The 13710-nt window shown below is 71.0% G+C and carries 9 protein-coding genes; 7 read left to right on the top strand and 2 right to left on the bottom strand.

The features are described from left to right. Nucleotides 1-10 precede the first annotated feature (10 nt). Entirely contained in the window at nt 11-1555 is a 1545-nt protein-coding gene (locus QRN19_RS10310; protein ID WP_285026781.1) for a leucyl aminopeptidase, read from the top strand. A 260-nt stretch (nt 1556-1815) separates the two neighbouring features. After that, a complete protein-coding gene (locus tag QRN19_RS10305) occupies nt 1816-2460 on the top strand; it encodes an SAM-dependent methyltransferase (protein WP_285026780.1) in 645 nt (214 codons plus the stop codon). Between the two features lie 373 nt (nt 2461-2833). Here QRN19_RS10305 and argG read toward each other — a convergent pair whose 3' ends face one another. Together argG and QRN19_RS10295 are read right to left on the bottom strand one after the other, a co-directional pair. Then, nucleotides 2834-4273 (bottom strand): argininosuccinate synthase, encoded by a 1440-nt coding sequence (argG, locus tag QRN19_RS10300; protein ID WP_071261487.1) that lies wholly within the window; start codon nt 4271-4273, stop codon nt 2834-2836. A gap of 293 nt (nt 4274-4566) precedes the next feature. After that, nucleotides 4567-6546, bottom strand: a complete 1980-nt coding sequence (locus QRN19_RS10295; RefSeq protein WP_285026779.1) for a M13 family metallopeptidase — start codon at nt 6544-6546, stop codon at nt 4567-4569. 150 nt (nt 6547-6696) lie between these two features. On the opposite strand from QRN19_RS10295, the gene QRN19_RS10290 reads away from it, so the two are divergent. The 5 genes from QRN19_RS10290 to QRN19_RS10270 all read left to right on the top strand — a co-directional run bounded on the left by QRN19_RS10290 (nt 6697) and on the right by QRN19_RS10270 (nt 13685). After that, nucleotides 6697-9609, top strand: a complete 2913-nt coding sequence (locus QRN19_RS10290; RefSeq protein WP_285026778.1) for a VTT domain-containing protein — start codon at nt 6697-6699, stop codon at nt 9607-9609. A 65-nt stretch (nt 9610-9674) separates the two neighbouring features. Then, complete coding sequence (locus QRN19_RS10285; RefSeq protein WP_285026777.1) at nt 9675-11015, top strand: MATE family efflux transporter; 1341 nt, start codon at nt 9675-9677, stop codon at nt 11013-11015. Between the two features lie 95 nt (nt 11016-11110). Beyond that, a complete protein-coding gene (locus QRN19_RS10280) occupies nt 11111-11683 on the top strand; it encodes a hypothetical protein (RefSeq protein ID WP_285026776.1) in 573 nt (190 codons plus the stop codon). Nucleotides 11684-11904: 221 nt separating this feature from the next. After that, nucleotides 11905-12828: an ABC transporter ATP-binding protein gene (locus tag QRN19_RS10275; RefSeq protein WP_285026775.1), complete on the top strand. Its 924-nt coding sequence runs from the start codon at nt 11905-11907 to the stop codon at nt 12826-12828. Further along, complete coding sequence (locus QRN19_RS10270) at nt 12825-13685, top strand: ABC transporter permease (protein ID WP_285026774.1); 861 nt, start codon at nt 12825-12827, stop codon at nt 13683-13685. The genes QRN19_RS10275 and QRN19_RS10270 overlap by 4 nt, the downstream gene beginning before the upstream one ends. Nucleotides 13686-13710: the final 25 nt, after the last annotated feature.

Here is a 13710-nt window from a genome sequence, read left to right as displayed (position 1 = left end):
AGGACGCTGCATGCCATCCCGCCCCACCAAGCTGATCCCGCCGACCTTCTCCCGCACACCCTCGCTCGACGCCGAGGCGGTCGAGCTGAGCGTCGCGATCGAACTCCCCGAGGGCGTCGAGGCGATCGGCCTGGCCGTCGCCCCCGCAGCCGACGGCGCCGGCGACGACATCCCCGCCGCGCTCGGACTCGACCGTGCGGCCCTGACCCGCGCCGGGTTCACCGGTGAGGTCGGCCAGACGCTCGTCATCCCCAGCCAGGACGCCCCGACGTACATCGCGGTCGGCGTCGGTGCCCCAGAGAAGCGCACCCCGGCAGCCCTCCGCGACATCGCTGCGGCCTTCGCCCGTGCGGCATCCTCGTTCGCGAGCATCGGCCTCGACGTGGCGCGCTCGTTCGACCTCGACCCGGCCTCCGCCGGCCAGCTCGTCGTCGAGGGCGCGCTCCTCGCCCGGTACCGCTACACCGAGCTGAAGCGGGAGACGAAGCGCACCCCGCTCGTCGCGCTCCACCTCGTCGCCGGCGCTGAAGACCTGCCGGAGACCGCGACCGGCGCGCACCGTGGCGAGGTCCTCGCCCGTTCGGCGAACCTCGCGCGCGACCTCGCGAACACGCCTCCCGGACACCTCACGGCGACCGACCTCGCCGACGTGGCCGAGACGCTCGGTGCCGCCAACGGGCTCGACGTCGAGGTCTTCGACAAGGACGCGCTCATCGAGCTCGGTCTCGGCGGCCTGCTCGGGGTCAACGCCGGCAGCGTCGAGGAACCGCGCATGATCAAGCTCCGGTACACCCCGAAGGACGACGACGGCTCGCCGATCGAGGCCGCAGGACACCTCGCGCTCGTCGGCAAGGGCATCATGTACGACTCGGGCGGCATCTCGCTCAAGCCGTCCGACCCGTCCCACGCGGCGATGAAGATGGACATGGCGGGCGCCGGAGCGATCCTGTCCGCCATGACGGCGCTGGAGGAGTTGCACTGCACGAGCAGCGTCACGGCGTTCCTCATGTGCACGGACAACATGCCCTCGGGCTCGGCCACGATGCTCGGCGACGTGCTGACGTTCCGCAACGGCACCACCGTGGAGATCAAGAACACCGACGCCGAGGGTCGTCTCGTCCTCGCCGACGGCCTGAGCCTCGCCGTCGAGGAGGAGCCCGACGCGATCGTCGACATCGCGACCCTGACCGGTGCCGCGATCATGGCGCTCGGCACGAAGACGGCGGCCGTGCACGGCACCGACCAGGGCATCGTCGACCAGACGCTCGCGTCGTCGAAAGCCACCGACGAGCAGCTGTGGCAGCTGCCGCTCGAACGCAGCTACCGCAAGCAGCTCGACTCGGACGTCGCGGACCTCGCCAACATCGGCGGCCGGTTCGCCGGTTCGACGCTCGCCGCGCTGTTCCTCGCGGAGTTCGTCGGCGACATCCCGTGGGCGCACCTCGACATCGCCGGCACCATGCTCGTGGAGTCGGACGAGTCCTGGCGGTCGAAGGGCGCGACCGGGTACGGCACGCGCCTCCTGATCGACCTGGCGCTCAACTTCCGCGCCTGACGCAGGACGCGGCGTCGATGCCCGGTCCCCTGGGCCTGTCGACGGGCGGCGACCGGACCGTCGTTCCCCGCGTGCACTTCGCAGGCTCAGTGACCGGATCAGCCCATCCGCAACCCGGTCACTGAGCCGCAACCCGGTCCCTGAGCCGCAACCCGGTCACTGAGCCTGTCGAAGTGTCGAAGGCCGCCAGGTGACAACCTCCCGTTGCCGTTCCGGCAAGAAACGGGCGTTCGCAGCCGGTGTCACGGCAGGCTGATGCCATGACCTCCGAGCACGAGCCCGCCATCACCGATCCCGCCGCCTTCTGGGAGCACCGCTACAGCAGCCGCGGCCAGGTGTGGAGCGGCGAGCCGAACGCCGCACTCGAACGCGAGGTGGGCGGAACTGCACCCGGCACCGCGCTCGAGCTCGGCAGCGGGGAGGGCGCCGACGCCGTCTGGCTCGCCCGGCAGGGCTGGTCCGTGACCGCCGTCGACATCTCCCCGAGCGCGCTCGCCCTCGGAGCGTCGACCGCGAGCGAGGCCGGGGTCGCCGATCGCATCACCTGGGTGCAGGCCGACCTCGTCGAGTGGGAACCGTCGGCGTCGTTCGACCTCGTGACCGCGACCTTCCTGCACTCACCCGTCGAATTCCCCCGGGAGGAGGTCCTGCGCCGTGCCGCATCGGCGGTCGCCCCGGGTGGCATCCTCCTCATCGTCGGCCACGCCGGCCCGCCACCCTGGGCGACCGACCACATCGCGCACGCGCACTTCCCGACGCCCGACGAGGTCCACGCCTCCCTGGAACTGGAGGCGTCCGACTGGGACGTCGTCACCGCCGGCCTCGTCGCGCGCGCCGCGATCGGACCCGACGGCGAGCCCGCCGAGCTCGACGACAGCGTCCTCGTCCTCCGCCGCCGTCCCTGACTCAGGAGTGTCTCGGCGCGTCGCGCCGTCCGCCCGGCGTGTCTCACCCGACACGCCGCAGCAGTCCTGAGTTCGGGACAACGCAACACCCGGTCGACACGCGGAGTCACCCGTCCCTGCGGAGGTCCGGTCGGTTCACAACTCAGGACGGCCCCGGCGGGTCACATCGACCGGCCGGCGTGTCCCGCGGGACACGCCGCACCCGTCCTGAGTTGTGAACCCCTGCCGTCCCCAACTCAGGAGTCGTCCGGCGTGTCGCAAGCACTCCTGCTCGACGCACCGCGGCACTCCTGAGAACGGAACGGGGAGGACCACGACAGAACGCCCGCCGCACTCCTGGAATGCGGCGGGCGTTCTGCGTTGCGGGGTGCGACTAGTCGGTGCCGGAGTCGAACGCGGCGCCCTCGGAAGCGAGGTCGGTCGCGCGCTCGAGGGCATCGGCGGTCGGGTCGAGGAGCTCGCCGCCGAGGATCTCCTGCGCCTCACCCTGCTCGAGCTTGCCGACGAGGTCGGCGGTCGCGCCACCGACGATGCCGGCCGCTGCGTACTGCTCGAGCCGCGAGCGCGAGTCCGCGATGTCGAGGTTGCGCATGGTGAGCTGACCGATGCGGTCGTCGGGACCGAACGCCGCGTCGCCGACGCGCTCCATCGAGAGCTTGTCGGGGTGGTAGCTGAGGCCCGGGCCCGAGGTGTCGAGGATCGTGTAGTCGTCGCCGCGGCGCAGACGGATGGAGACCTCGCCGGAGACGGCGGAGCCGACCCAGCGCTGGATGGACTCGCGCAGCATGAGCGACTGGGGGTCGAGCCAGCGGCCCTCGTACATGAGGCGGCCGAGTCGGCGACCCTCATTGTGGTAGTTGGCGACCGTGTCCTCGTTGTGGATCGCGTTGAGCAGCCGCTCGTACGCGATGTGGAGGAGCGCCATGCCGGGGGCCTCGTAGATGCCGCGGCTCTTCGCCTCGATGATGCGGTTCTCGATCTGGTCGCTCATGCCGAGGCCGTGACGACCGCCGATGGCATTGGCCTCGAGGACCAGCGCGACCGCGTCGGCGTACTCGACGCCGTTGAGCGCGACCGGGCGACCGGCCTCGAAGGTGACGGTGACGACCTCGGAGGCGATCGCGACGTCTTCACGCCAGAACGGCACGCCCATGATCGGCTCGACGAGTTCCATGCCGGAGCTGAGCTCCTCGAGGCGCTTGGCCTCGTGGGTGGCGCCCCAGATGTTGGCGTCGGTGCTGTACGCCTTCTCGGTCGAGTCGCGGTACGGGAAGTCGCGGGCGACGAGCCACTCGCTCATCTCCTTGCGGCCACCGAGCTCGTTGACGAAGTCGACGTCGAGCCACGGCTTGTAGATGCGCAGGCGCGGGTTGGCGAGCAGGCCGTAGCGGTAGAACCGCTCGATGTCGTTGCCCTTGTAGGTGGAGCCGTCGCCCCAGATGTCGACGCCGTCCTCCTTCATCGCGCGGACGAGCATGGTGCCCGTCACGGCGCGACCGAGGGGCGTCGTGTTGAAGTAGGTCTTGCCGGCGTTGCGGATGTGGAACGCACCGCACTGGAGCGCGACGAGGCCCTCCTCGACGAGCGCCGACTTCGCGTCGACGAGGCGCGCGATCTCGGCGCCGTACTCCTTGGCGCGGTCGGGGACTGCGCCGATGTTCGGTTCGTCGGCCTGGCCGATGTCGGCGGTGTAGGTGCACGGGACGGCACCCTTCTCGCGCATCCAGGCGACGGCGACGGAGGTGTCGAGACCTCCGGAGAAGGCGATGCCGACGCGCTCGCCGACGGGGAGGCTGCTCAAGACTTTAGACACGCCTGCGATTCTACGGGTTCGCGGGGAGTGGAGCACGTCGCCGCCGGTACCGCCTCGCCCAGGCCGGGGGACGGCGGGGGCTGTGGCGATATCGACGGCGACGCTGCTGTGAACCGGACGGATCGGACCAGGTCCACTCAGGCGCTGTTCGGGTCTCGCGCCATGAGCTTCACGAGTGCATCGGGATGACGATTCGTCGACTCCAGAGTGATTCTCGCAGCGCCCACTGGCCCTCCGCATGTCCCACTACTGGGGTCATCGGCAGGGGGCGACAGGCTCCGCGAGAGGCGGCGCTACCAGATGGTGACGCGCTCCTCGGGGGCGAGCCACGCTGCGTCGGACTCGGTCACGCCGAACGCCTCGTAGAAGGCGTCGATGTTCCGCACGATCTGGTTGCAACGGAACTCGTTCGGCGAGTGCGGGTCGATCGACAGCAGTCGGATGACCTCCGCGTCGCGTCCCTTCTGCTGCCAGGCCTGCGCCCAGGAGAGGAAGAACCGCTCCGCACCGGTGAGGCCGTCGATCACCGGCGGCTCCGCGCCCTCGAGCGACAGCAGGTACGCCTTCCAGGCGATGCCGAGCCCGCCGAGGTCGCCGATGTTCTCGCCGATCGTCAGGGCGCCGTTCACGTGGTGGTCGGGCACCTGAGCGGGAGCCAGCGCGTTGTACTGCTCGATGAGCGACGCGGTGCGCTCCTCGAACGCCGCGCGGTCGGCCTCGGTCCACCAGTCGGTGAGTCGGCCGTCGCCGTCGAACTTCGACCCCTGGTCGTCGAAGCCGTGCCCGATCTCGTGACCGATGACCGCGCCGATCGCCCCGTAGTTGGCGGCGGCGTCGCGGCCGGCGTCGAAGAACGGGTACTGGAGGATGGCGGCGGGGAACACGATCTCGTTGAAGCCGGGGTTGTAGTAGGCGTTGATCGTCTGCGGCGTCATGAACCACTCGTCGCGGTCGAGCGGCTTGCCGATCTTGCCGAGCTCGCGGTCCATCTCGAACCGGCTGGCCCGACGGACATTGCCGAGGAGGTCGTCGGCCTCGAGCTCCAGCGCCGAGTAGTCGCGCCACTTGACGGGGAAGCCGATCTTCGGCGTGAACTTGTCGAGCTTCTCCAGCGCGCGCGTGCGGGTCTCGGGGCTCATCCACTCGAGGTGCTCGATGCTGTCGCGGTACGCCTCGACGAGGAAGCCCACGAGAACGTCCATCTCGTCCTTCGACGTGGCGCCGAAGTGCCGGTCGACGTAGATGCGCCCGACGGCCTCGCCGAGCATGCCCTCGACGAGCGAGACGCCGCGCTTCCAGCGCTCGCGCTGCTGCGGCGTGCCGGTGAGGGTCTTACCGTAGAAGTCGAAGTTGGCACGACCGAACTCCTCGGAGAGGTACGGAGCGGCACCGTGGACGACCTTCCAGGCCAGCCAGTCCTTCCACGACTCGAGCTGCTCGTCGACGAGGAGCTCCCCGAGGCCCTCGAGGAAGCTCGGCTCGCGGACGACGATCTCGGCGAACACGGCGTCGGCGGCGCCGATCGCGTCGCGCCAGACGGCGAGGTCCGGGCCGTCCAGGTCGGCGCCCGCGGCGAGCGCCGCCGCTTCGTCCCACGAGTACAGGTTGTACGTCTTCTCGCTGTCGCGGGTGGCGACGTTGTCCCAGTGCTTGGACGCGATCGCCGTCTCGAGGGCGAACACGCGGTCGGCGCGTGCGGCAGCGTCGTCGATGCCGGCGAGCTCGAACATCGTCTGGAGGTGAGCGCGGTAGGCCTCGCGGATCTCGGCGAAGGTGTCTTCTCGGAAGTAGGACTCGTCGGGCAGCGTGATGCCGCCCTGTTCGGCGAAGACGAGGTAGCGCTCGGGGTTGCCCGGGTCGTTGTCGACGAAGAGCTGCAGGAAGCCGCCGACGCCCTCCGCCTCGAACTCGCCGGACAGGCGGAGGAAGGCCTCGACGGAGTCGACCGCTGCAACGCGGGCGAGCTGGTCGGCGAGCGGCGTCGCGCCGAGGGCGTTGGCCCGGTCGACGTCCATGAAGCTCGCGTACAGGGCGCCGATCTTCACGCCCTCCTCGCCGTCGGGGTTCGTCTGCGACTCCTCGATGATGTCGCGGACGGCGTTCTCGGCGTCTTCCGCCAGCTGGTGGAACGATCCCCAGCGGGCCTTGTCGTCGGGGATCTCGGTGCGGTCCATCCACTTGCCGTTCACATGGCGGAAGAGGTCGTCCTGCGGCCGCACGGCCGGGTCGAGTTCGGAGCGGTCGATGCCGGAGGCGAGCTGCGCGTCAGTCATGCCGATCAGCCTAGCGACGGCACCTGACCACGGCGCGGGTGTTCTCTCAGAGCGGGCGTGCCGCTCTGGACCGAGTCCTGTGGAGGAGCGTCGCGAGCACTTCCGGGAACGAGGGACTACCGTTGACCCACTCGGCCGGAAGGAGCCCGCGTGGACTGGTTGGCCGACTTCCCGCCCGGCGTCCTGCTCCTCGTCGTCTTCCTGGTCGTCGCGGTCGAGAGCCTCGGCGTGCCGCTGCCGGGCGAGACCGTGCTCATCGGGGCGACCCTCCTCGCCGCGTCGAGCGGCCTGAACCCCGTGTTCGTCGCCGCAGCGGCCGCCGGTGGTGCGATCCTCGGCGACTCGATCGGGTACTGGATCGGCAAGCGCTACGGCCGGCGGCTCCTGTCGGTGCTGAACCGCCGGTTCCCGAAGCACGTGGGGCCGAAGCGGCTGGGCGCCGCGGTGCACCTCATGCGGCGGTGGGGGCCTTGGGCGGTGTTCGTCGGACGGTTCATCGCCGTCCTCCGCATCTTCTCCGGACCGCTCGCGGGTATGTTCCGCATGACGTACCCGCACTTCCTCGTCGCCAACGCGGCGGGTGGCATCGCCTGGGCCTCGCTCGTGGTGACGGTCGTCACCGTCCTGGGGAGTGCCGCGACCGAGTTCCTGCACCGCTTCTCCTGGGCGGCGCTCGCGTTGGCCGGTGCCGCGGCCGTCGTGATCGCGGTGGTCATCGTGTTCCGGATCCGTCGTCGGGCTGCCCAGCCGGCCGCCGATCGCGCGCCCGTGTCGATGACCGAGGCGGAGCTCGACGAACTGCTGTCGCCATCCGGGTCGGTCCCGGCCACGACCGACGCCGACGCCCGAATGGACACGCCGACCACCCGGGCCGCCAGCTCGGCCCCCGTCCGCACCGATCTGCGCGCCGCGATCTCCGTCGTCCTGACGCCGCTGCGCTGGGCCCTGCGGACGACCCCCGCGACCACCGCCTTCGTCACCGCCTTCGTCGCACTCGGCGTCGTGACCGGCGGTCTGTGGCGCCCGATGGACCAGGCCGCCTGGTACCCGGCGTTCGCGTACGGGGTGCCGAGCCTTGAAGCCGGGCGCTGGTGGACGGTCCTGACAGGTATGTTCATCACCGCCGATCCGCTCGCGTACCTCATCGCGATCGTCGGCGCGGCCGTGTTCGGCGGGTGGGTCGAGGTCCGCTTCGGCACGCTGCGAGCGTCGGCGATCTTCGTGACCGGCCATCTCGTCGGCATCCTCGGGGCCCTCGGCGCGGCTCTGGCGCTGGCCCGGCTCGACTGGCCGTGGGCGCAGTCCCTCGTGACGACGCTCGACGTCGGTCCGAGCTGCGGCATCCTCGCCTGCGTCGCGACCGCGACCGCGTTCATGCGTTCCCCCTACCGGCTGCGCTGGCGGCTGCTGCTCCTGTCGTGTGTGTCGATCGCGCTCCTCTACGTCGGGAAGATCGACGACCTCGAGCACTTCATCACGACGGTCGCCTTCGTCGTCGTGGCCAGGCTGCTGCTCGGCGAGCACCGGTCGACCCCGCGACCGACCATGCGGGACTGGCGACTGTTCGCCGTCACCGGGCTGCTCGTCATCGGCGCGGTGCAGCTGCTCGTCACGCTCGTACCGCTCGACGGGCCGCTCGGTTCGACCACCCTGACGCAGGGCTCCATCCTCGACGTCGGGGTCGACACCGTCGCGATCCTGGTGATCGCCAACTGGCTCCGCCGGGGTCATCGCTGGGCCTGGTGGGCGGCGATGGCGCTCACCGTCGGCAACCTGCTGGTCACGATCGCCCTCATCGCCCTCGCCTGGCTGGCGAAGGTGCCGCTCGTGGCGTCGACCATCTGGATCTCCGCGAGCGTCCTGTGGGCGGGACAGGCGGTGGTCCTCGTGCTGTCGCGCCACGCGTTCCGGGTCGCGGCGAACCAGACCAGACGACGCCTGCCCGGGGCGATCGGTCCGGGTGCGCGGCGAGCACGCGCCAGGGCGGCGCAACTCCTGCGCGAACACGGCGGCGGACCGCTGGCGGCCTCGGCACTCCGACCCGAGAACCGGGTGTTCGTCACGGCGGATGGTGGACACGCGGTCGCCTACCAGCAGCATGCCGGTGTCGCGCTGGCCCTCGGCGAGCCGATCGGCGACCCGGCCGGTGCAGCGGCAGCGGTGTCGGCCTTCGCGACCGCGGCCGAGCAAGAGGGCCTCACCCCGGCGGTCTTCGCCACTCGCGACGTGCGCATCGTGCCCGAGGGGTGGCGGGTGTCGCCGCTCGGACGGGACCTCGTGCTCGACCTCAGCGGGGCGGATGCATCAGCACCCGCTGATCCGGCGGGTCCAGCGGGAGCGACCGGTGCGGATTCGACGACCTCGATCCTGCTGCCCGCTCGCGAACTGCCGTGGGAACTCCGCAGCCAGATCCGCGCGCTGTCCTCGGTATGGGTGTCCGACCGGCACGTGCCCGAGCTCGGTCTCACGGTGGGTTCGAGCATCGACGCCCCCGAAGGCGACGACCAGGACCAGACTGCCGCGATCCGGGTCTCCGTCGTGACGGACGCCGCGGGCACCGTGCTCGCGGCGGTGTCCTGGGTGCCGATCCCCGGGGCCGGTGGCACCGTGCACGGGTGGGCGCTGGATGCGGTCCGGCGCGCGCTGCCGAACGACGACGTCGACACGGCTGCGGGTGCGGGTGCGGGTGCGGGTGCAGCGTCGGGGGAACACACCATTCGAGCCGTCGAGCGAGCCCTGGCCGACGCCTGCCGACGATTCGCGTCCGAAGGCGCTGCCGTGGTCTCGTTCGCTGCTTCCGGGCTGGCACAGGACGGCACCGAGCCCGACGGCGTCGCTGTACGCACGATGGCCGGCATCGCCCACCGGGTCGACGCGCTCGTCGGCTTCGCGGAGATCGCCGACGTCACCGAGCGCCTGGGTGCCACCGCCGTGCCGCTGTTCCTCGCCTGCCGCGAGGACGCCGACCAACCGCGGGTCGCCTACGCCGCCGCGGCCGGCTTCCTCACCGGCATCCGCCTCCGCGACCTCCCGGGCCTGAGCGGCTCACTGCTCGTCCGATAGGCCGCCGGCTCATCCCGCCTCGGACGGCGACGCGACGTGTCACCACCCGCGGCTAGGCTCGGCGGGTGACCACGGGACAGGACAGGCGACGGCTGCGGCCCGTCGACCGCGACATCCTCCGGCTCGCGGTCCCGGCGCTCGGGGCGCTGATGGCGGAGCCGCTGTTCCTGCTCGCCGACTCAGCGATGATCGGCCACCTCGGCGTCGTGCCACTCGCCGGCCTCGGCGTCGCGAGCGCGGTCCTGCAGACGGTCATCGGGCTCATGGTGTTCCTCGCCTACGCGACGACGCCCGCGGTCGCCCGGCGCCTCGGACACGGCGACGAGCGCGGCGCGGTGTCGCTCGGGGTGGACGGCCTCTGGCTGTCGCTCGGGCTCGGTGTCGTGATCGGTGCTGCCGGATGGTTCCTCTCCCCCACGCTCGTCGGGCTGTTCGGTGCGACGGACGCCGTCGCCCAGCAGGCCGACACCTACCTCGCCATCTCGATGCTCGGCATCCCCGCCATGCTGCTCGTGTTCGGTGCGACCGGGCTCCTCCGCGGCCTGCAGGACACCACCACGCCCCTCGTCGTCGCCGGCGCCGGGTTCGCCGCGAACATCGGCCTCAACTTCCTCTTCATCTACGGCCTCGGACTCGGCATCGCGGGATCCGCCATCGGCACCGTCATCGCACAGTGGGGCATGGTCGTCGCCTATCTCGTCGTCGTCCTGCGCCACGTGCGTCGGACGGGGGCGAGTCTCCGCCCGCACCGCGCCGGCCTCGGTGGCGCGGCCCGTTCCGGCGGATGGTTGTTCCTCCGCACGGTCAGCCTCCGCGCCGCGATGCTCATCGCCGTGTTCGTCGCGACCGACCTCGGCACCGACGAACTCGCCGGGTTCCAGCTCGTCATGACCCTCTTCGCCACCCTCGCTTTCGCGCTCGACGCCCTCGCGATCGCCGCGCAGGCCCTCGTCGGCAAGGGGCTCGGCGCCGGCGACGTGAGCGGTGTGCGTGCCGTCCTCGTCCGATGCCTGCAGTGGGGCGTCGGCTCGGGGATCGTCCTCGGCCTCGTCATCGCCCTCGCGAGCCCGGTCATCGGCCTGCTCTTCACGAGTGACCCCGACCTCGCAGCGCTCATCGTGCCGGCGATCATCGTGCTCGCCGTCACCACCCCGCTCGGCGGTGTCGTCTTCGTGCTCGACGGCGTCCTCATCGGTGCCGGCGACGCGAAGTACCTGGCCATCACCGGGTTGCTCAACACGCTCGTCTTCCTGCCGTTCGCGCTCGCGGTCCTCGCCTGGGCACCCGGCGGGCAGACCGGACTCACCTGGCTGGCGCTCACCTTCTTCGTCGGCTACCTCGGAGCACGCGCCACCACGCTCGGGCTCCGCGCCCGCACGACCGCCTGGATGCGCACCGGCGTCTGACCGACGATTGGGGAGTTGTCCCCATTGAGGCCTCCCGCTCGAACCAGCCATCCTGGGGAGGACCACCAGTCCACAGCTTTCCAGGGGGAACCACCATGTCACTGCACTCCGCTCACCACCGTCTCCGCGTCTCCGCGGTGACCGCCGTCGCCATCGTCGGCCTGTTGGGACTCGGCGCCTGCAGCGGTGGCGCGCCGGCCGACTCCAAGCCCGCATCGACCTCCTCGTCGAGCAGCGAGCCGGAGACCGAGACCACCGAAGAGGCGCCTGCTGCGAGCGGCGCGAAGTGCACGGAGGAGCAGGTCAACACCCTCGGCGCCGCGAGCGGCATGTCCGTCCCGGCAGCGGGGATCGCCGCGGCGAAGGCCTCCTTCTCGCCCGCCACCGTCGTGGGCGACCTGCCGGTCGTGTGCATGTTGAGCTTCGAGGCCGGAGCGGCTTCCGGCAGCTACGCCGTCCTCTCCGGCGGCACCGCCTCGCTCACGGCAGCCGCTGCGAACGCCACGGCTGCGGGCGGCGAGGTCTCCGAGGCCGGCGGTACCTTCACGACGTCCATCGACGGCCTGACCGTGGTCGGCGTGCCGTTCACCACGCTCACGAAGGAGACCGCCGGGTTCGAGAACGTCGAGGACCTCGTCGTCATCGCCGCGACCGCCGCGCTCGGGTAATCCTCCGCGCCGTCCGAACGGAACGCCCGCCCATCCGAGCCGGATGAGCGGGCGTTCCCGTGTGCGCGCCTCAGCTCGGCCAGGAAGCACAGGGCTCGAGCCCGGTCACCGGGGTGCAGCCACGCAGGGGCCGCCCGTGCCCACATCAACCGATCGGTGGATACGAGGATCAGCCCCTCCACCGCTACCGGTGCGCGTCACCGCGGACGAGCATGGACACCATGAGCACACGACCGATCATCGAGGTCCGCGAGCTGCGCAAGCAGTACGGCGATGTCACCGCCGTCGACGGGGTCTCCTTCGACATCCACCAGGGCGAGACCTTCGCCCTCCTCGGCCCGAACGGTGCCGGGAAGAGCACCACGATCGAGATCCTCGAGGGCTACCGTCACCGCACCGGCGGTGACGCGAGCGTCCTCGGCGTCGACCCGGCGAAGGGCGGCCTGGACTGGAAGGCCCGCCTCGGCATCGTCCTCCAGTCGAGCGCCGAGGCCGCGAACGTCACGGTCCGGGAGCAGCTCACGCAGTTCGCCCGCTACTACGCGGACCCGCGCGACGTGGACGAGGTCATCGAGGCGGTCGGGCTCACGAGCAAGGCGGGCACGCGCATCGGCAAGCTCTCGGGCGGGCAGCGCCGACGGGTGGACGTCGCCCTCGGCGTGATCGGCCGGCCGACCCTCCTCTTCCTCGACGAGCCGACGACTGGGTTCGACCCCGAAGCACGCCGGCAGTTCTGGGACCTCATCCGCTCGCTCAAACGCGACGGTACGACCATCCTCCTCACCACCCACTACCTCGACGAAGCCGCCCAGCTCGCCGACCGGGTCGCCGTCATCGCGGCGGGTCGACTCGTGGAGATCGGCGCGGTCGACGAGATCGGCGGCGCCGACGCCCGGATCCCCGTGGTGCGCTGGCGCGACGAGCACGGCCTCCGCGAGGAACGGACCGAGACTCCGGCTGCCCGCGTCGCCGCCCTCACCGCCGCCGCAGGTGGAGAACTCCGCGACCTGGAGGTCATCCGCCCGAGCCTCGAGGACATCTACCTCGGGCTCGTCCACGCGGCAGACGCGGCTGCGGCGTCGACCGCCCCATCGGCGGCACCGACCTCAGCCACGCACGTCACCACGACAGGAGTCGGCGCATGACCGCCATCGACCGCACCACGACCCCCCTCGTCCCGGCGCTCCCCCGCGGGCGCACCCTGCGGCTCGGAGCGAGCCGGATCGGCTACGAGACCCGTATCTACTTCCGCTCGGGCGACCAGGTGTTCTTCACCTTCCTCTTCCCGGTCGTGATGCTCGCGATCTTCTCGACCGCCTTCAGTGCGATGGGGAACGTGGGCGAGGCACCCGACGGCACCGGCGGGGTCAGCCAGGCGGCGTTCTACCTGCCCGGCATGATCGCCGCAGGCATCCTCCTCTCGGGCGTCCAGAACCTCGCGACAGACATCGCGACGGAGAGGAGCGACGGCACGCTCAAGCGCCTCGGCGGCAGCCCGCTCCCGGTCATCTCCTACTTCCTCGGGAAGATGGGGCAGGTCCTCGTCACCTCGGTCCTTCAGATCGCGTTGCTGTTCCTCGTCGCGCGGTTCCTGTTCGACGTCACGCTGCCGACCGAGCCCGAGCGGTGGCTCACCTTCGCCTGGATCTACCTGCTCGGCATCGCGACGTCGGCCCTCCTCGGCATCGCCCTGTCGGCACTCCCCCGCACGGGCAAGAGCGCGACGGCCGTCGTCATCCCGATCGTGCTCGTGCTGCAGTTCATCTCCGGTGTCTACCTCTCGTTCACGATGCTCCCCGAGTGGCTGCAGAACGTCGCGAGTGTCTTCCCGCTCAAGTGGATCGCGCAGGGCATGCGCTCCGTCTTCCTGCCGGAGGGGTTCGCCTCACAGGAGCCGTCCGGTGGCTGGGACCTCCCGATGGTCGCGCTCGTCCTCGTCGCCTGGGCGGTCGTCGGCCTCGTCCTGACCCGCCTCACCTTCCGCTGGGTCCGCCGCTCCTAGCTCGCGAACTGTCAATTCCGGTGGG

Source organism: Plantibacter sp. ME-Dv--P-122b (assembly GCF_030209375.1).
Lineage (GTDB): Bacteria > Actinomycetota > Actinomycetes > Actinomycetales > Microbacteriaceae > Plantibacter.
This window is presented reverse-complemented; position numbering and strand designations above follow the sequence as displayed.